This is a genomic window from Flavobacterium ajazii (genome assembly GCF_010614725.1).
GTDB lineage: Bacteria > Bacteroidota > Bacteroidia > Flavobacteriales > Flavobacteriaceae > Flavobacterium > Flavobacterium ajazii.
This window is the reverse complement of the sequence record NZ_JAAEHL010000011.1, coordinates 135401-156344: the sequence shown is the minus strand read 5'-3', so window position 1 is coordinate 156344 and position 20944 is coordinate 135401. Positions and strand designations below refer to the sequence as shown.

The window sequence follows — 20944 nt, the reverse complement described above, 5'->3', positions numbered from 1 at the left end:
ATTTAAGACTGATAGTGTAAGAAGGGCTTCGACTCCATTAACTATTTACAAATATTCATTTTAAGTACACTGCTAAAGATAAAAATCCTATTTTTACAGTCGTGAAACTTACAAACACCATATTATCAATCATAATCCTGATACTTTCATGTATGCCATGCGCAGACATGGAAGTGAATAGTATTGCGCATAATAAGGCTGAATTCGCATCAAAACACGATAATCATTCACACAATAAAGAAAATGATTTGTGTTCACCGTTTTGTATTTGCAGCTGCTGTGGTTCACAAATGGCAAGTTACTCACAGCCTTTGATGATTAATTTCCCTGTTGTTTCTAAAGACATTAAAAAACAGTTACCTGATTACAAATCTATTTTTTCTTCCAATTTCTGCGGAAGTATCTGGCAGCCGCCTCAATTAGTATAATGATGCCCGAGTAATTCGGGTTAGAAAATTGTGCTTTGGCACGAACAACGGCAAATATTCTGTTTGCCTATTTCTAATTCATTATATATTTTCAATGTTAGACAAGATTATACAATTCAGTATAAAGAATAAGTTCGTTATACTGCTATTTACCCTTGTGCTTTTGGCCTGGGGCACTTATTCCATTAAGCAATTACCGCTTGATGCTTTACCTGATGTGACCAATAATCAGGTACAGATTATTACCACCGCTCCTACTCTTGCCAGTCAGGAAGTCGAGCAATTAATAACTTATCCACTTGAACAAGCTGTAAAAACCATTCCCAAAGTAATTGAATTGCGAAGTATTTCACGCTTTGGACTTTCTGTCGTAACGGTTGTATTCAAAGATGAAGCCGATATTTATTGGGCAAGAGAGCAGATTTTTCAACGATTAAAGCAGGCAGAAGAAAACATTCCGAAATATGCAGGTTCTCCTGAATTAGCACCAATCACGACCGGTCTTGGTGAAATTTTCCAATATGATGTGTATGCCAAAAAGGGCTATGAAAGCAAATACGACGCCATAAAACTGAGGACTATTCAGGATTGGATCATTATTCCGCAACTACAGGGAGTCGAAGGCATTGCCGAAGTAAGCAGCTGGGGCGGAAAACTAAAACAATACGAAATCGCCGTTGATCCTAACACACTCAATAGTCTGGGAGTTACAATTACAGAGATTTTTGAAGCTTTAGAAAAAAACAATCAAAATACCGGAGGGGCTTATATCGAAAAAGACGAATATGCTTATTTCATTAGAGGAGTCGGTATGGCTTCGGGAATAACTGATTTACAAAATGTAGTCATCAAAAACCGAAACGGTGCACCTGTTCTCGTTCGTGATGTCGCATCTGTTCGTGAAGGCATTGCATTGCGCTACGGAGCCTCAACCAAAGACGGCAAAGGCGAAATAGTAAGCGGACTGGCTTTAATGCTTAAAGGTGAAAACTCAAGCGCCGTTGTCGAAAGAGTAAAAGAAAGAATGGTACAAATCAATAAAACACTTCCTGAAGGCGTTGTTGCAGAACCTTTTATTGACAGAGGAAAACTGGTCGATAATGCCATTGGAACTGTGACAAAAAATCTTGTAGAAGGAGCATTGATAGTCATATTCGTTTTAATACTATTCCTCGGAAACCTTCGTGCAGGCTTGATCGTTGCTTCTGTGATACCGTTATCGATGCTTTTTGCGGTGATACTGATGAATTATTTTGGCATAAGCGGAAATCTAATGAGTCTGGGAGCAATTGATTTCGGAATTATAGTCGACGGTGTCGTAATCATTGTAGAAGCCACAATGCATCATCTGGCAAACATCAAAAGAAAGGCAGCACTGACTCAGGAAGAAATGGACATTGAAGTCTATTTATCTGCTTCCAAAATCAGAAACAGTGCTGCCTTTGGCGAAATCATTATTCTGATTGTGTATCTGCCAATATTAGCATTGGTAGGAACCGAAGGAAAAATGTTCAAACCCATGGCAATGACCGTTGGATTTGCAATTATTGGGGCTTTCGTACTATCGCTGACGTATGTACCTATGATGACTTCCTTATTCTTATCTAAAAAAACAGAGCATAAACCTAATTTCAGTGACAGAATGATGGTATGGTTTGAAAGTAAATATACACCGTTATTGAACAAAGCACTAGATATGAAAAAAACGGTTCTTCTGGTTTCAGTAGGATTATTTGCATTAGCCTTCTTTACTTTCCAAAATATGGGAGGTGAATTTATACCTACCATTGAAGAAGGCGATTTAGCCATCAATACCACAATTATGACAGGAAGCTCTTTGAGTCAGATGGTAGAAACGACTACTAAATACGAGAAGATTTTGAAAGCTAAATTTCCTGAAATCAAAACTATTGTAGCAAAAATCGGAAGCGGTGAAATTCCGACCGACCCAATGCCAATTGAAAGTGCTGATTTGATTATTGTTCTAAAAGATAAAAAAGAATGGACTTCAGCCGATAATTGGGAAGATTTAGCAAATATGATGAAAGAAGAAATGGAAGCTATTCCCGGAGCCAATATCGAAATTTCCCAGCCTATCCAAATGCGTTTTAACGAACTGATGACAGGAAGCCGAAGCGATATCGCCATCAAGATTTTTGGTGATGATTTGGAGGTTTTAGACAATAAAGCCAAAGAACTTATCGGAAAAATCAGTTCCATTGACGGTATCGGTGATTTGAAAGCCGATAAAGTAACAGGATTGCCTCAAATCACGGTGAAATACGATTACCATAAAATTGCCTTGTATGGACTGAATATTAACGATATCAATCAAATTATCCGTTCCTCATTTGCCGGGGAAAGTGCCGGAAAAATTTATGAGCAAAACAAACGTTTTGACATTGTAGTCCGGTTAAATAAAGACAATCGGGCGGATATCTCAGATGTAAGCAATTTGTTTATCCCGTTACCTAATGGACAACAGATTCCGCTTTCACAGGTAGCCACAATCAGTTATGAACAAGGACCGGTTCAGGTTAGCCGTGAAGACGGAAAAAGGAGAATTACCGTTGGTTTAAATGTCCGTGGGCGTGATATCAAAAGCGTAGTCGAAGAAATTCAGGAGAAACTCAAAACCAACTTTAAGCTTCCTGCGGGTTATTATATTACCTATGGCGGACAATTTGAAAACCTGATCGAAGCTAACAAAAGGCTTTCGGTGGCACTTCCTATCGCTTTAGGATTGATTATGGTATTGCTTTATTTTACATTCAAAAGTATCAAACAGTCATTACTGATTTTTACTGCCATTCCTCTTTCTGCGATTGGAGGCGTTTTTTCGCTTTGGTTACGTGGCATGCCTTTCAGTATTTCGGCAGGAATTGGTTTTATTGCTTTATTCGGCATCGCTGTTTTAAACGGAATCGTATTGATCTCCTATTTCAATCAGCTCAAAACAGAAGGAATTACTGATCCGCTTCAAAGAGTTTTAATCGGAACCAAAACGAGATTACGCCCCGTATTAATGACGGCCGCTGTGGCATCTTTAGGATTTATGCCAATGGCACTTTCAACAAGCGGTGGTGCGGAAGTTCAAAAACCTTTGGCAACCGTAGTTATTGGCGGATTACTTTCGGCAACATTGCTTACACTGATTGTATTACCGATACTTTATTTATTATTCGAGAACGGAATTAAAAGAAAAAACAGAATGAAAACTCCAATAATTACAATAATCGTTTTACTGATAAGTACCTTTTCTTTTGCTCAAAATACCCAAACCGTAAGCTTAGAACAGGCTCTTGATTTAGCAAAAAAAAATAATGCGACACTTAAAATAGCTGATAAAGAAATCGAAAAACAAAACGCTTTGAAGAAAACGGCTTTTCAGCCCGATCCTTTACAGATTCAGTATCAGGGCGGACAGTTCAATAGTGCTGATTACGACCATAATGTTTCGGTTCAGCAATATTTCCCTATTGGAAAAATAACGAAAGCCAATAGGCAATTGCAGGAAGAATTAGCAAAACTGGCTGAAAAACGCAAAGCAATATCTGAGTATGAGATTGAAAAAGCGGTGACTTTATCCTTTTATCAATATCTATACGGAATTGAACTCCAAAAGCTGAACAACGAACTGAATACGATTTATACTAAATTCCTTAAGAATGCAGAACTGCGTTTCAAGACAGGCGAAAGTGGTAATATTGAAGTCATCAGTGCAAAAGCAAAAGTGAAAGAAATCGAAACCATCAAAGCACAGATTGAATACGATCTGGCAATTTATCAAAAACAGCTGCAGTATTTTGTACAAAGCGATAACATAGTCATTCCTGATGTAACTTCTCCTTTGCAATACAAAAATACAATTGATGTGAATTCATCTAAAGCAGAAGGTTTGGTAAACGATTATTATTCACAGCAGATTTTGGTCAGCCAAAAAGAAACAGATGTCTTTAAAGCACAGAAAATGCCCAAATTAGGAGTTGGCTATTTTGCCCAAACGATTGACACTGAATCACTTTTTCAGGGATTTACGGCAGGTTTACAGATTCCTCTTTTTGGCAGGGTAAATACAGCCAGAACCAAAGCCTCAGAAATCAGTGTTTCACAGTCTCAAATGGAACTGGACCGAAATAAATTAGCCCTAAAACTAAAAAAAGAAGAATTACAGAATGAATTTGACAAACAGCAAAAAGCACTGCTGTATTATCAAAACGAAGGTTTAGAATATGCAGATCAGATTATCAATACGGCGCAAAAAAGTTATGCTAATGGTGATATGAGTTATTGGTCGTACATCAGTTTTTTGAATCAGGCCATTGACATCAAAAAACAAAATGCCGAAGCGGTTCATTTATACAATCAAAGCGCTATTCAGCTGCGGTTTCCATCCATTCCTAACAATTAATTTAATATAAAATGAAAAATATAATCGTTAATAAAATATCTCTGCTTCTGCTTTTAAGCACCTTTTTCTTATCCGTTTCCTGCGGAGAAAAGAAAACAGAAGAAGAGCACACTGAAGAGCAATCTGAGACTGAAGTATCTTTAACCCAAAAACAGGCTGAAACTATCGGAATTGAAACCGGAAGTATTGAAATGAAAAACCTCAATACCATCATCAAAGCCAATGGCTACACTGCCGTACCGCCACAAAACAGAGCTGATGTTTCGACACTGATCGGCGGTGTTATAAAAGATATTTTTGTATTGGAAGGAACTTATGTTTCTAAGGGCAAAACTTTGGCAACTATCCAAAATTTAGAAGTTTCTGAAATGCAGGAAGAATATCAGTCAGCCGTAGCAAATATTGAATATCTGGAACAGGAATTCAAACGCCAAAAAACGCTGAGTGAAGAAAATGTCAATCCACGAAAAACATTTCAGGAAGTAAAATCAAAACTGGCTTCTGAAAAAGCAAAAGCCCAGGCTGCCAAAAACAAATTACAGGCATTGAATGTTAATCCAAAAGGCAGTACTTCTTTGGTTCCGATTATCGCTCCAATAAGCGGTTATGTGGGGAAAATCAGTATTACCAAAGGGGCATTTGCAGAAACTGGTGTAACTTTGTTTGAAGTAGTTGATAACAGTCAGATGCATCTCGACCTGAATGTATTCGAAAAGGATTTAGGCAAAATCTCCATCGGTCAGGAAGTTGATTTTATATTGACGAATCAATCGAATAAAGCCATTAAAGGCAAAATATTCGGTATCAATAAATCGTTTTCCAACGAAAGCAAAACCGTTGCTGTTCATGCTAAAATTAATCCGGGCAATACTAAAGATTTAATTCCTGGAATGTATGTTGCGGCGAATATCAATATTTTGAACCAGACAGTTCCTGCATTGCCAAAAGAGGCTATTGTAAAAAACGGAGAAAAGTACTTTATTTACATTGAAGAATCTGGTCACGAAGAAGTTGCAAAAAAAGAAGAAACACATAAAGAAGGAGAAAATCACAAAGAAATTCATTTTAAAGCTATTGAAGTTGCAGTTGGAACAACCGATTTAGGCTATACCGAAGTGAAACCAACCGAAGAAATTCCTTCAGATTCCAAAATTGTAATTAAAGGTGCTTTTTATCTGTTAGCGCAATCAAAAGGCGGTGGTGAACACGAACATTAAAAAATTGAAAATATGGAACATAAACACCTACATGATACAGAGAACGAACAGTCTTGTTGTACCGGAGAGCAAAAAATCCATATCCAAACGGATGCACATGATGGCTGTTGTTCTTCCAAAAAACATAAACACTCAGAGCATGACGGCCATAATCATGACCATAGTCATAATGCAGATGAAAGCACATTTCAAATGTTTCTGCCTTCGGTTATTTCTTTAATATTATTAATCATTGCTATAGGTTTTGACAATTATTTCACACCAAATTGGTTTGCAGGCTGGACACGAATAATCTGGTATGTTGTAGCTTATGTCCCTGTTGGTTTTCCTGTTATCAAAGAAGCGATAGAAAGCATTAGGTATAAAGATCTTTTTTCTGAATTCCTGTTGATGGTTATTGCGACTCTGGGGGCTTTTGCCATTGGTGAATATCCCGAAGCGGTAGCTGTGATGCTTTTTTATTCTGTTGGAGAAGTGTTTCAAGCCTTAGCTGTAACAAGAGCTAAATCAGACATTAAATCCTTACTGGATCAACGGCCCGATGAAGTTACTATTTTAGTTGGTTCTGACCCTAAAACGATAAAAGCTCCAGATGCCAAAATTGGTGATACTATTCAATTAAAGGCAGGGGAGAAATTAGGTCTGGATGGTGAATTAATCTCTGATACGGCTTCGTTCAATACTGCTGCTTTAACCGGAGAAAGCAAACCTGACACTAAATCCAAAGGCGAAACTGTTTTGGCCGGAATGATTAACCTGAATAAAGTTTCGCAGGTAAAAGTTACCACAGGATATAACGACAGTAAACTTTCCAAAATTTTAGAATTGGTACAAAATGCTACTGCGCAAAAAGCACCAACCGAATTATTCATCAGGAAGTTTGCCAAAATCTACACTCCTATTGTGGTTCTACTGGCTGTTTTGATTACGTTCCTGCCTTATTTGTTCGTAGCTGAATATGTCTTTGCAAACTGGCTGTATCGTGCCTTGATATTCCTTGTTATCTCCTGTCCTTGCGCATTGGTAATTTCTATTCCGTTAGGTTATTTTGGCGGAATTGGAGCTGCAAGTAAAAATGGAATTCTGTTCAAAGGAAGTAATTTTCTTGATGCGATTGCAACTATCCAAAATGTTGTGATGGATAAAACAGGGACCATGACCGAAGGCGTTTTCAAAGTACAGGAAGTTGTTTTTAATCCACAATTCGATGAAAAAGAAATTCTTCAAATGGTAAACGTTCTGGAAAGTCAAAGCACACATCCTGTAGCGACCGCCATACATGAATACGCAGGTAAAATTGATACTTCTATTAAACTTGAAGATGTTGAAGAAATTCCAGGACAAGGACTAAAAGCAGTTATTGATGGAAAAAACCTTTTGGTAGGCAATTTTAAATTAATGGATACTTTCTCCATTCCTTATGATATTAATCCTCATTCGATAGTTTACACCCTGATTGCAGTTGCTTATGATAAAAAGTTTATAGGTTATCTGACCATTGCCGACAGTATTAAAGAAGATGCGCAGATAACCATCGATAAACTAAAAACACTGAATGTAAAAACCACTATGCTAAGCGGCGATAAGAATTCGGTAGTTCAATTTGTAGCTCAGAAACTCGAAATTGCAAATGCCTATGGCGATTTACTTCCGGAAGATAAGGTGAATAAAGTAAAAGAGATTAAGGCTAAAAATGAAACCGTTGCCTTTGTTGGCGATGGCGTAAATGATGCTCCTGTTGTTGCCCTAAGTAATGTGGGCATCGCCATGGGCGGGCTCGGAAGTGATGCCACCATTGAAACTGCAGATGTGGTAATTCAGGATGACAAGCCCAGTAAAATAGCGATGGCAATTCATATTGGAAAGCAGACCAAAAAAATAGTCTGGCAAAACATTACGCTGGCTTTTGTTGTAAAAGCAGCAGTTTTAATTCTGGGTGCCGGTGGTTTGGCTACAATGTGGGAGGCCGTTTTTGCGGATGTCGGAGTAGCATTATTAGCTATATTGAATGCTGTCAGAATTCAACGCATGAAGTTTTAACTTCGTTTTATTTCAAAGATCATTCATTTAAAAAGCCTGAACAATTCTGCTTCTAACCATCATAAAAAATCAAAAAAGGCATACATTTTTTACAACGTATGCCTTTTCTGTTTTTATGAGAAGGTTCTATTATTTGATAGAACCAATAATATCATATTTAGTAATGATATGGTGATGTCCGTTTTTTAAATCTACCAGAACAGCATCATTTTCTTTGGTAAACAACTTCGAAACTTCTTCAATCGGAGTACCTAATTGTACAATCGGGAACGGTTTACCCATTACTTCCTTGATTGGTTTTTCGGCTACATTTTTATCGGCTACATAACTTCTGAACAAATCTGTTTCATCAACAGAACCTACAAAACCAGTGATATCCACTACCGGAATCTGCGAAATTTTGTATTTACGCATACGCTCGATTGCATGTGAGACCAATTCTTCGGTACGCACTACAATCAGTTCTTTGTCAATATGATCTTTGATAACGTCCTCAGCTTTTGTAACATTTTCATCCAGAAAACCACGTTCACGCATCCAGTCGTCATTAAACATTTTACCTACGTAACGGCTTCCTGAATCGTGAAATAAAACAACAACAACATCGTCCGGTTTAAAATGCTCTTTTAGCTGTAACAGCCCTTTTATACACGCTCCTGCTGAATTTCCAACAAAAATAGCTTCCTCGAGTGCAATTTTTCTGGTATAAACCGCTGCATCTTTATCTGTTACTTTTGTAAAACCATCAATTAAAGAGAAATCAACATTTTTAGGCAAAATATCTTCTCCGATACCTTCTGTGATATACGAATAGATTTCGTTTTCATCAAAAATTCCGGTTTCATGATACTTTTTAAAAACCGAACCATAAGTATCAATTCCCCAGATTTTGATATTCGGATTTTTCTCTTTTAAATATTTTCCAACGCCCGAAATCGTTCCTCCTGTTCCTACACCTACTACAAAATGAGTAATTTTACCGTCTGTCTGTTTCCAGATTTCCGGACCTGTCTGCTCGTAATGTGCAAGAGTATTCGATAAATTATCATATTGGTTCACATACCAGGAATTTGGCGTTTCTTCGGCCAGACGTTTTGAAACCGAATAATACGATCGAGGATCAGTTGGCTCAACATCGGTAGGACAAACGACTACTTTTGCGCCTACAGCACGCAAAATATCCATTTTTTCCTTTGATTGTTTGTCAGACATCACGCAAATCAGCTTATACCCTTTTATAATGGCCACGAGCGCCAGTCCCATTCCGGTATTTCCTGAAGTCCCTTCAATTATGGTTCCGCCCGGTTTTAAGCGTCCGTCAGCTTCGGCGTCTTCTACCATTTTCACGGCCATTCTGTCCTTAACTGAATTCCCGGGATTAAAAGTTTCGACTTTTGCCAGTACCAAAGCATCAATTTCGGCAACAACTTTATTCAGTTTTACTAATGGTGTGTTGCCAATGGTTTCTAAAATAGTATTTGAAAAGTCCATTGTTTATTTAAGTTTAATTATACTTTTAGATAACTCCTACTGAAAGAAATTCCAAACCAAACCAAATCGGATCACGAAATCACGATACGGATTATTTGGAGCAGCGTAATAATTACTATCCGAAAAAGCCGAATTAAAATGTTCTGCTTTTAAGTAAATTCGGGTCTGACGGATTCTTGCGTTCAGAAAAAAGTCAAAGACCGGATAGTTTCCGATTTTTTTGGTATCCTGTACAAAGAACTCCGCAATTACCGGATTATAATCATTTCCATAGTATTCTGTAAAATAACTAAAAATGACTCCCGTCTGAAGATAAAGTGCCTTTTTAAAGAAATGAGAGGAATAATAAAAGGTATTTCTGGTTACAAAATCCGGAACATTTAGAATCTGCTTTGGTCCTTCTGCAGGCTGATCTGATTGTGAAATTTTTTGATACAAAAGTGTATTATCCAAACCAAATTTACCAAATTTAAACTCTTTGTTTGCCTTTAGTGACAGATAATTGATTGTACCTCCGTATTGAAACGGTTTTACAATTTGTTCATGATCCTCAATTTGTTGGTCTGTTGCATCATCTGCAAAATACAAATGATCCGTTAAAACAGTATAACTTGCCTCTGCATTCAGCCATGGAGTATATATCTTGGCACTAAGCAAATTGATTTTTTCATTCTTAAAATCATTAGACCAATTGTACTCTATATAGCTGCTCTGGTAAAGTTCATAATTGTTATTTGGCAGTTTGCTTATGTTTTGGTAACGAAAATCGAATTGGATTTTTTCGTTTAAATTATATTTAAGTTTAGCATCTAAATCTGAAATTGTTTCTTTTGTAATGGATCTTGTAAATAAAAATCTTCCGTTCCATTTATTTTTCTGGTATTCGTATTGCGCTCCAATATTATTAATCTCTCTGTATAAATTGTCATTGACAGCTACTTCTCCGTTGTCATCAAGAATGATACGGTAATATTTATAATTTGAGCGGTAATCATCAATAAAGAAATTAAATTTCCCCAACAGCATATTTTCGTAAGTCAATCCTACTTTGTTGTATAATTTTTCAAAATGAGTCTGATCTTTAATATTGCTGGTAACATAAGACTCCCCAAACCTTTGTACCGATGTGTTACCTACAGTTGACAAAACGGTTGGCTGTTTGTATTCGAAAAATTTATTTTCAAAGTTGAACTGATGTGTAACGTATAAATTATTGCTCGCTTCTTTAGGATTTACTCTGAAAGCATGATCAAAAAAAAGTCTGTTCCCTTTTAAGAAAGATTCAGCATCCGTAAGGTAAACCTGAAGCCGCTGACGATTCTTAAAATCCGGATCTCCGCTTTCAAAATCTTCTGGCGTTGTAATTCCGCCATTCTCTTCATTCAGGATATCCTGATACGCATAATGCAGATATAAAATATAACGCTTATCCGTGGTATTATAACTGGTACCGATTCTAAAATTCCCAACACTCGTTAGCTGGTTAATATATTTCCCTTCAGACCTCAGTCCTCTGTAAGCCCCAAAAAAATTAAGGTTTTTGGATGTATTCAGGGTAATAAACGAATCAACATTTTGCCCTTTTCCCATAGTAGTATTAAAGAACAATTCGGTCAAAGGCGTTGCCACATGATAATAATTAATTTCTTCAGCAGACAAAAAATCAAAGTGCTTTCCCTGAAAACCTATATCCGGAAAAGGCGAAAAATTCGTAAGGCTGTATTGCAAAGTATTATAAGGCTGCCCAATATTAGCAAAAGGCAAAAGTCCGAAATTATCCCTGCGTAGATAGTTATGTCTGTAATCACTCTTTAAGGTTAATGAAGTGTCTACAATTGTGGTATCGTGTTCTATAGTAACGATTTGATATTGCTCAATTTTAGCTATCAGATTTTTTTTCTTTTTTACCGTGTCTGCAATACTCGAATATTCCGAATTCATATCTAAATTCTTTTTAGGAGCTCCTCCCTGAGAAAACAATAAAGATGGTATAACTAATAGGTATAGAAAAAAAAGTATTCTCATTTGATAACGGTATGTATGTATGTATGTAACGATTTTGACAAAATGATAAAGCAAAGGTAAATTATAAATATGTATAAATAAAAAAACACATCAATTTATACGATTGCTTTAGCAAATAGAATAAGAACGTATATTTTTACAGAAAATTTTACAATATTTGTCATCTAAAATTCAAAGAAATGCTTCAGAAAAATTTTTCAGGATTTGTTTTTGAAACCGGAACCGATGAAGCCGGAAGAGGTTGCCTGGCCGGTCCGGTAACTGCCGCAGCTGTAATTTTACCTGCTGATTTTGAACACTCTTTCTTAAATGACAGTAAACAATTATCTGAAAAAATAAGAGAATCTTTGAAACCTATCATTGAAGAAAATGCCATTTGTTTTGCCGTTACTCATTTACATCCCGAAGAAATTGACGAAATAAATATTCTGAATGCTTCCATGAAAGGTATGCAGGAATGCATTTTGAAATTAAACCAGACTCCTGAATTTATTATTGTAGACGGAAACCGGTCTCTGAATGCAAAACTGGGTTTGAAAAATACTTTTGGAAAACAATTCTCTACTACTGAAATTGAACTGCTGAAATCTATTCCGAACCAAAGTATCATAAAAGGAGATTCCAAATTTTTAAGTATTGCAGCGGCTTCTGTTCTTGCAAAAACCTATCGTGATGAATATATGGATAAAATTCACGAAGAATTCCCGATGTACAACTGGAAAAAAAACAAAGGGTATCCAACCAAAGAACATCGAGAAGCCATTAAGAAATACGGTCCGACAAAATACCATCGAATGAGTTTCAGACTGCTGCCTGAACAATTGGAGTTGGATTTTTTTGATCAATAAAAAAGGCTTATCAAAAATCGACAAGCCTTAATTTACTAAAAAATCTATTTTCTAAAACTGATATTTATATCCGAAATCCGGTGAAAAACCAATTTGGTCTTTTTGATTTACACTATTTGTCACTCTGTTATATTCTAAAGCGAAAATATTGGTATGGTTGGTAACGTTTTGCAAATCGATATAAAACTGATGGAATCTCTTTTTGGTTTTGCTGTTGATTTTAAATCCAAACTTCACGTCTAATCTTAAATACGGATCATATTGCTGACTAAAGGCATTAGCATCATCTCTAATTTCATAACCTGCATCCATGGAAGCATCTAAATCAACCGGAGTGTAATAACGTCCGCCTGCTGTGGTAAATTTAGTATCAATAGAAAAAACATTTGTTCTTGCTTTACCCACTTTGAATTCTTTTCCGCCTAAAACATTAAATACATAGCCATTATTAAAAGGAGAATTTCTCTCAATTCCGTCACTGCCTTTATATTTACTTTCGAAAAGTGAAGTTGTAAGCAAGCAATAATATCCGTCGCTAAAAGACTTTTCAAGTGTAAACTCGATTCCCTGATTAAAACCTTTTCCATTACTCACCAAAGAAGTTTTATCAATAGAGAAACCATAATCTGCTCCTTCTGTTAACGAAGAATAGCTGCTTGGAAAAGATTCGACACCTGCTTTATCAATATCCTGATAATAAACCTCTATTTTTCCTCGCCATCTTTTTGCAATCCTTATATCATATCCTAAAACAAAATGCTGACTTTGCACCAAATCTAAATCTTTATTGGTTTGGGTTGGAATACCATTTATCTCTTCGTTCAAAAATAAAATCGGCACAGGTACATTTTGATGGTGGATTCCGTAGCCAAAATTTATACTGTTTCTTCCATTGATGGCGTAAGAAAATGCCAATCTGGGTTCGACTGCAAATTCTTCGTTTATTGAAAAATACTGACCATGAATACCTCCATTAAAAGTAAGTTTTTCAGTAAGTCGAAACTGTGCCTGAGCATAAGGCTGAACAATATTATAATTGGCATCGGTAGAAATAAGCTGTACCAAATCAGGATATCCATCGCCATCATTATCCTGTTGTCTGTCTCTTGACGCTACATTGGCATCGAGATTGTAGTTTTCAAAAAGCAATCCCGTTCTGATGGTTATCTTTTTATTTATTTTTGAATTGAATAAGGTCGAAAATGTAATTCTGTTTTCGTTATTATCATTGTCCTGAAAACGTAATTTATTTTCTTCTGGTGTACCGTAATCATAATAACGATCATTTTTATAAGTGTTACCAGAATTTGCAAACCCTATAATTGTTTTTAGATAAGAGTTATCCCCAATATCCAGATTGTGTTTTACCCCAACAGAAGTAAACTCAGAAGTTACGTAGCCATCTTCATCTTTTGCTGCAAACGGGTCATCTGTATCAATATCTTCTCCCAGAAAATCGATGTTTGAAGCTCCGTAAATCCCAAAAATAGAGAAATTGCCTATTTTATGTTTTCCGAAATCAACATTAAAACTAATGTCGTGATAATTGGGCTGTGCAGCTGTTCCCGCCAAACCTGTAACCCCAACGAAACCATAACGTGCAGCTGCAAGAAAAGAGCCACCCGTTTTGCCTAAAGGTCCTTCGGCCATTACTTCTACTCCGGGATAAGCTCCTACACTCACCATATATTCGTATTCATCCGGATTTCCTTTTCGGAATCCCAGATCAAAAACACCACCAATTGCGTTTCCATATTCAGCAGGAAATGCTGAGGTTAAAAAATCTGAATTTGCCAAAAGATTCGGATTTAATGCAGAAACAGGTCCGCCTGTAGTGGCTAAAGTCGCAAAATGATTTGGATTTGGAACCGGAATTCCCTCTACACGCCATAACATTCCTGAAGGCGAATTTCCTCGAACTACAATATCATTCCTTGTATCGTCTCCCGTTGAAACGCCTGCAAAATTAGATACCAAACGCGCCACATCACTTCTTCCTCCTGAAAAACGGCTTACTTCTTCGGGGCTAAATTGTTTGGTTGAAACTATCGCCATTTTATTAATCGGCTTAGATTTGTTCGAACCGGAAGAAACAACAATTTCATCAAGAGTATTAAACTTTTCAATCATCGAAACTGTTATAAGAACATCTTTACCTGAAGTTACATCGATATCTGAAACAGAAGTACTTTCATAACCAATAAGAGTAATACTTAGATTTTGCCGTCCGGTCGGGACATTTAAAATTTTAAAATTCCCCTGCTCATCAGAGGTTTCCTGAATGTTTTCTGAACCAATTAATTCGATTACAACACCAGAAAGAGGTTTTTCAGATTGTTTGTCAATTATTTTTCCTTTGACAACTCCAGTCTGGGCATAAAAACCCAGGCTAAAAAAGCTTAAAAAAATCAGAAATATACTTTTCATTTTTATTTTGCATTACAGTTATAAAAGCAAAAGTAAAAAGTCGAAATTTCTTAAAAATTGACTTGAGTTAAGATTTACTATTTAAAGTTATACGGGTTCTGATTCGACTTAAACTTTCCGGTTTAACTCCCAGATAACTGGCAATATGCTTGAGTGAAACCCTTTCGACTACTTTAGGACAATATTTTACAAAACGCAGATAGCGCTCTTCATGAGAAAGAAGTGACATTGCCATATTTCTTCCTGTTAAGCCTTTGATAGTTCTTTCCATCATAATACGAAGGAAGGAATTGAATACTGGATATTCTGAAACCAATTTTTCAAAATCATTTTTATAGACCAAATAAAGTACACAGTCTTCAAGAGCTTCTATATTTTGCAGAGATGGTTTGCTGTATAAAAAGCTCTCAAAATCGGCATACCAATCGTTTTCAAAGAAAAAATTACCCGTCGATTCTACTCCGTCAACCAAATAATAATAACGAATGCATCCCTCAGCAATGAAAAGACCAAAATTACAAAAATCACCTTCTACCAAAAGGTGTTCATTTTTTTTAATTGTTTTTAACCTCAGTATATTTTTAAAAGCTATACTTTCGTTTTCGTTACAATCAATTAATCGTGATAAATCTGTAATTACGCTTTGCATCGTTTAAAAGTTTTAGAATTTATTTTTTTTCTAAAAACATATAACTGAAACCATTAATTAAAATTGTTCCAAAAATTCTTATTAAACAAAAATATGTAATTTACATCAATATATAACTACTGAAAGGCTATTAACCAAACATCAAAATACTGATTTACAACACACTGAATTCTAAAAACCATTAAAATTTTTATTATTTTTTGCTTTTTAAAAACTCAGCAAATTGTTTCGTATCATAATAAAATGGTCTGATTGAAGTAATTTTTCCGTTTTTTAAATCAAAATGTTCAGAGATTGGCATTGAAAGTGTCTTGCCTGACTTCTTTGACTTGCAGTTTATAATAAAATAAATAATGACTTCATTTTTTGAAGCATCACTAAAACAAACCGGTTCTTTTTCTATCTGTAAATCAAAGAATTCTGCAGATTTTGCATACATCTTCGTCCATTCTTCAAAACCTTTATAAGTTCCACCATACGGAAGCCCTGTTGCCTGATTATATACAGCTCCGTCTTCTATTAAAGCTGCTATGGTATTCAAATCCCTTGTTTTAAAAAGGCTTTCAAAATATTTTGCAACAACTTTTAAATTATCTTCTTCCAGATTCTTTAAAACATCAGCCTCTGATAAAGTTGCATCTTTATTCCAAAAACTAATTATTTTACTCACCTGTCCTTTCCCGTTTAATCGGGCAAACTCACGGCCTCCCATTATCAGTTTATTTTTAGAATCCTGAATTTTCCAGTCCCAGCTTACATAATTGTCTTTTACGATTTTTGGTCCTGATGTTAACACAGCGTCCGGGAATTTTTTATAAAACTCATTGATGACATTATTAAATGCAGCAATACCCTTTATTGAAGCTGAAGGATCTTCAAAAGTACTGTCCTCAAGCCAGATTATTTTTATCATTTTCAATCTTGCATCGCTGTTACGTTCCTGCCATACTTTTTCATAAACCGTAACCGGATATAATTTATCCTTCTTTTGAGCCAAAAGACCATTAAAAATAAAAAGGAAACAGATAAAGTAAATTTTTCTCATAAGTCAGATGATTAGATTAATAAAGCTTGTAAAGAATGTATAAACTCAAATTTACCACAAATACGGAAAAGAATTGCAATACATCTACAATTTACTGTCCATTCAGGATACCGCCTTTTAAGAAATCAATTTTATATTTTTTTAATAAATTCGGATTAAAAAATTGTTTTCTGTTTAAAAACAGAGGCCTATTTTACAGTTTATAAAACACTTTTATTTAAAAAAACCAAATTTGATTTCCATAAAAAATGCCCCAAAATAGTTGTCTAACTTTTTTGGGGCAGTTCAGAATTGTTGTGTCTTTATTTTTTACTTGTCTATTTAAAAACCTGCTTTTAAACAAATTCGGCTTCGAATAACTCAGTAAAATGTTTAATGATTTTAGCTTTCACTTCTTTTTCGTCTACTTTTTCAACACCAAGTTCAACGTTTAATGAAGTAACGCCTTTTCCACGAATTCCACACGGAATGATATTATCAAAATACCCTAAATCAACATTCACGTTTAAGGCAAATCCGTGCATGGTAACCCAGCGCGAAGCACGAACACCCATTGCACAAATTTTACGAGCGAACGGAGTACCAACGCCCAACCACACTCCAGTTTCTCCTTCGCTCCTCCCCGATTCCAAGCCGTATTCTGCCAGAGTTAAAATAATCGATTCTTCAAGTAAACGCAGGTATTTATGGATATCAGTAAAGAAATTTTCCAGATCCAGAATTGGGTAACCTACAATCTGTCCGGGACCGTGATAGGTAATATCGCCGCCACGGTTGATTTTATAAAAAGTCGCTCCTTTGGCTTCGAGCTGTTTTTCGTTTAATAATAAGTTTTCCAGATCACCACTTTTTCCTAAAGTATAAACGTGAGGATGTTCTACAAATAATAAGTAATTTGGAGTAGGAATTTCAGTTTCTTCCCTTCTATTCTGGATTTTCAAATCGACTATTCCTTTGAATAATTCTTCCTGATATTCCCAGGTCGTTTTGTAATCTTTAGCTCCGAGGTCTTGTAGTTGGATGATTCTGTTCATTGTATTACTTTGAAGTGCAAAAATACAATTAAATATTGTGATTCAATATAAGGTCTTTCAAGACATAACTTATATAAAATTTTACCGCAAATTCACAAATTATATTTTAAAGTAAGAAACAAAATTTGCGAATTTGCGGTTATAAAAAAATTTACATATTATTTTTCAAACTCAACATCAAAGTTAAGTTTGTCGGGATTCTCCATATAATCCGTGAAAGGGTATTGAATTGTAATTGTTTTTCGGTCCTCACTGAACAAAGCATTCGGATTCGAAACTTTTTTTATTTTTTTTGGAAAGTGGTATTTTAAAATATAGTTGGACGATGAAAAAATCATTTTTGACATGTCTGCAGCTGTGTCTTTTGCTTTTGCTGCCAGTTTTTGCTGATCGATTATAGCTTTTCTGGTAAATTTCTTTCCGTCGTAAGTGTAATTTAGTTTACTGCCATTATCTGCAAAATTACTACCAAGAGGATTGGCTCCGGCTCCTCCCTCTAATTTTTGCAGCGTACTTATAGTCTGTAAAATATCCTGAAGTTCGTTTACACTTTTAAAATCTGTTGCAAGCGTCATTAAAAATTCCTTTTTTTCAGCGTTCATTTTACTGTTTACTACAAAATTTTCGAGTTTCTTAAGTTCTTTCTGCGCTTCCGGAGATAATTTTGCTATGCTGTCTTTTTTGTCTTCAAATAATTGTTTGAAGGTAAAAGTGGTGTCGATATTTTTTTTTGCATCGCCTCCCATTTGTTCTCCCAGTTGATCCCCGGCCATTGCCATCATCGAAGAACCATCAAGGTCTACAGAGAATTTTCCGGATCCGTTATCGTTGATGTAAATATTTTCAGTAAAGGTGCAGCTTGTTAATATCGTTAATAAAAAAGAAAAACTAAGTAGTTTGTATAATTTCATCATGTTTAATTTTTTATCAAAGATACGAACTTTTTTAAGCTACTAAGATGCTAAGATTCTAAGTTGCTAAGTTTTTACAACCAGCTCAACTCTTTTATTGCGGACACCTACAACTAAAACGCCTTTTGAAAATAAAAATTTCTATTATAGCCCCGATAGAAGTGAAAATCCTTTTATGCCGGTGTTCGGCATAAAAGATTATAACGGATAGCGGGACAAAATTTCATTAAAAACCGATTTTTCTGCTTCTAATAAAAAACATTGCTCTTTTCTAAAACTTTAGACTTTATGACTTTGCAACTTTGCGACTTAAAAACTATCTTTGCACACTTAAAAAAGAGCACAAAATGGCATTATCAGAACAAGAAATCATCAGAAGAGAAAAACTTCAAAACTTACGCACCTTAGGAATCAATCCTTATCCGGCCAATCTTTTTCCTGTAAATCATACTTCGAAGCAGATAAAGGAAACTTTTGAGGAAGGTAAGAAGGTTATTGTTGCGGGACGTTTGATGAGTGTTCGTGATCAGGGTAAAGCTTGTTTTGCTGAGCTTCAAGACAGCGAAGGACGTATTCAATTGTACGTGAATCGCGATGTTTTGTGTGAAGGTGATGATAAAACTTTGTACAACCAGGTTTTCAAAAAATTAACCGATTTAGGAGATTTTATTGGAATTGAAGGGGAATTGTTTACGACTCAGGTTGGTGCAAAATGTATTCGTGTGAGTGGTTTTACTTTCCTGAGTAAAACGTTACGTCCGTTACCATTACCAAAAGTTGACGAAGAAGGAAATGTTCATGATGCATTTAACGATGCTGAATTGCGTTACAGAATGCGTTATGTAGATTTAACTGTAAATCCGCAGGTTAAAGAAACTTTCCTTAAGCGTACAAAATTATTCAGTGCGATGCGTGGTTATTTTAACGATGCAGGATACCTTGAAGTTGAAACTCCGGTTTTACAGCCTATTGCAGGTGGGGCTTCGGCGAGACCATTTATTACGCACCATAATTCGCTTGATATTCCGCTTTACATGCGTATTGCAAACGAATTGTACTTAAAAAGATTAATTGTTGGTGGATTTGAAGGTGTTTATGAGTTCTCTAAAAACTTCCGTAACGAAGGTATGGACAGAACGCATAATCCTGAATTTACTGCAATGGAGATATATGTAGCTTACAAAGACTACAACTGGATGATGGAATTTGCAGAAGGCTTATTAGAGCATTGTGCAATTGCTGTAAATGGTACAAGCGAAGTTACTTTTGGCGAACATACCATCAACTTTAAAGCGCCTTATGCTCGTGTTACAATGACCGATTCTATTAAACATTTTACCGGATTTGATATTTCCGGAAAAACGGAACAGGAATTGTTTGAAGCTGCAAGAGGAATGGGAATCGAAGTTGATGAAACAATGGGTAAAGGAAAACTGATCGATGAGATTTTCGGAGCAAAATGTGAAGGAAATTATATTCAGCCAACTTTCATTACTGATTATCCAAAAGAAATGTCTCCGCTTTGTAAAGAGCACCGCGATAATCCAGATTTGACGGAGCGTTTTGAATTAATGGTTTGCGGTAAAGAAATTGCAAATGCTTATTCTGAATTGAATGACCCAATCGATCAAAGAGAGCGTTTTGAAGACCAGATGCGTCTTTCTGAAAAAGGTGATGATGAAGCAAACGGTATTATCGACGAGGATTTCTTAAGAGCGCTAGAATACGGTATGCCTCCAACATCCGGAATGGGAATTGGAATGGACCGTTTGATTATGTATTTGACGAATAATGCTTCTATTCAGGAAGTTTTATTGTTCCCGCAAATGCGTCCGGAGAAAAAACAGACTATCGAATTATCAGACGAAGAGAAATTTATCGTTGATTTATTGAAGAAAAATGACAATAAAATGGATCTTCAGCAATTAAAAATTACGGCGAATCTAAGCGGTAAAAAATGGGATGCTTCTATGAAAAATTTATCGAAACACGGTTTGACTAAGGTTGCTATTGAGGGTGAGTTTAAGTTTGTGGAATTGGTGGGATAGATTTTAAAAATTCCAATTTTAGAAATTACAAATTCCAAAATTGATTTATAATATTTCAAACCCGACAGGTTTTAAAAATCTGTCGGGTTTTTCAATTAATTTTATATAACTTTGATTTATTAAATCATATTATTATGAGCACTTTAGAAATAAAATTAGAAATATTTGATAAACTCAAAAATGTTGAAGACATAAGTTTGTTGGAAAAAATTAGAAATCTTCTTAAAAATGCAAACACTTCTGATATTTATCAATTTGAGCAATACGAATTAGACATGCTCAAAGAAAGTGAAGAAGATATAAAATATGGTAGAGTTATTTCTCAGGAAGATTTAGACAAAGAAGATCTAGAATGGCTTTCAAATTAAAA

At 35.5% G+C, this 20944-nt stretch carries 14 protein-coding genes; 7 read left to right on the top strand and 7 right to left on the bottom strand.

Annotated elements, in window-relative coordinates; all coding sequences use genetic code 11:
- The first annotated feature begins 101 nt into the window (after positions 1–101).
- From GWR14_RS18845 to GWR14_RS18830, 4 genes are all read left to right on the top strand, one after another.
- The gene (locus GWR14_RS18845) at positions 102–428 is read left to right on the top strand and encodes a DUF6660 family protein (RefSeq protein WP_246236350.1); all 327 of its coding nucleotides are present in this window, start codon (positions 102–104) and stop codon (positions 426–428) included.
- 94 nt (positions 429–522) lie between these two features.
- Positions 523–4839 carry a CusA/CzcA family heavy metal efflux RND transporter gene (locus tag GWR14_RS18840; protein ID WP_163410689.1) on the top strand — a complete coding sequence of 1439 codons (4317 nt, stop codon included), beginning with the start codon at positions 523–525 and terminating at the stop codon, positions 4837–4839.
- 11 nt (positions 4840–4850) lie between these two features.
- Positions 4851–6056 carry an efflux RND transporter periplasmic adaptor subunit gene (locus tag GWR14_RS18835; RefSeq protein ID WP_163410688.1) on the top strand — a complete coding sequence of 402 codons (1206 nt, stop codon included), beginning with the start codon at positions 4851–4853 and terminating at the stop codon, positions 6054–6056.
- A gap of 12 nt (positions 6057–6068) precedes the next feature.
- Entirely contained in the window at positions 6069–8096 is a 2028-nt protein-coding gene (locus tag GWR14_RS18830) for a heavy metal translocating P-type ATPase (protein WP_163410687.1), read from the top strand.
- A gap of 129 nt (positions 8097–8225) precedes the next feature.
- Here GWR14_RS18830 and GWR14_RS18825 read toward each other — a convergent pair whose 3' ends face one another.
- Together GWR14_RS18825 and GWR14_RS18820 are read right to left on the bottom strand one after the other, a co-directional pair.
- Positions 8226–9587 carry a pyridoxal-phosphate dependent enzyme gene (locus GWR14_RS18825; protein ID WP_163410686.1) on the bottom strand — a complete coding sequence of 454 codons (1362 nt, stop codon included), beginning with the start codon at positions 9585–9587 and terminating at the stop codon, positions 8226–8228.
- A gap of 36 nt (positions 9588–9623) precedes the next feature.
- Positions 9624–11612: a putative porin gene (locus tag GWR14_RS18820; protein ID WP_163410685.1), complete on the bottom strand. Its 1989-nt coding sequence runs from the start codon at positions 11610–11612 to the stop codon at positions 9624–9626.
- Between the two features lie 179 nt (positions 11613–11791).
- Between GWR14_RS18820 and GWR14_RS18815 the strand changes: the two genes are divergently transcribed.
- On the top strand, positions 11792–12460 hold the full coding sequence (locus GWR14_RS18815; RefSeq protein ID WP_163410684.1) for a ribonuclease HII: 669 nt from the start codon (positions 11792–11794) through the stop codon (positions 12458–12460).
- A gap of 51 nt (positions 12461–12511) precedes the next feature.
- Here the strand turns inward: GWR14_RS18815 and GWR14_RS18810 are convergent, their stop codons facing one another.
- From GWR14_RS18810 to GWR14_RS18790, 5 genes are all read right to left on the bottom strand, one after another.
- Entirely contained in the window at positions 12512–14887 is a 2376-nt protein-coding gene (locus tag GWR14_RS18810) for a TonB-dependent receptor (RefSeq protein ID WP_163410683.1), read from the bottom strand.
- Between the two features lie 67 nt (positions 14888–14954).
- Complete coding sequence (locus tag GWR14_RS18805; protein WP_163410682.1) at positions 14955–15536, bottom strand: Crp/Fnr family transcriptional regulator; 582 nt, start codon at positions 15534–15536, stop codon at positions 14955–14957.
- A 193-nt stretch (positions 15537–15729) separates the two neighbouring features.
- Positions 15730–16581 carry a nuclear transport factor 2 family protein gene (locus tag GWR14_RS18800; protein ID WP_163410681.1) on the bottom strand — a complete coding sequence of 284 codons (852 nt, stop codon included), beginning with the start codon at positions 16579–16581 and terminating at the stop codon, positions 15730–15732.
- A 335-nt stretch (positions 16582–16916) separates the two neighbouring features.
- Positions 16917–17615, bottom strand: coding sequence for a lipoyl(octanoyl) transferase LipB (gene lipB / locus GWR14_RS18795; RefSeq protein ID WP_163410680.1), 699 nt, complete (start codon positions 17613–17615; stop codon positions 16917–16919).
- A 158-nt stretch (positions 17616–17773) separates the two neighbouring features.
- Entirely contained in the window at positions 17774–18529 is a 756-nt protein-coding gene (locus GWR14_RS18790; protein ID WP_246236349.1) for a hypothetical protein, read from the bottom strand.
- A gap of 344 nt (positions 18530–18873) precedes the next feature.
- Here GWR14_RS18790 and lysS point away from each other — a divergent pair, with 344 nt between their 5' ends.
- Together lysS and GWR14_RS18780 are read left to right on the top strand one after the other, a co-directional pair.
- A complete protein-coding gene (gene lysS, locus GWR14_RS18785) occupies positions 18874–20574 on the top strand; it encodes a lysine--tRNA ligase (protein ID WP_163410678.1) in 1701 nt (566 codons plus the stop codon).
- Positions 20575–20708: 134 nt separating this feature from the next.
- Positions 20709–20942, top strand: a complete 234-nt coding sequence (locus GWR14_RS18780) for a hypothetical protein (RefSeq protein ID WP_163410676.1) — start codon at positions 20709–20711, stop codon at positions 20940–20942.
- The last annotated feature ends 2 nt before the right edge of the window (positions 20943–20944 follow it).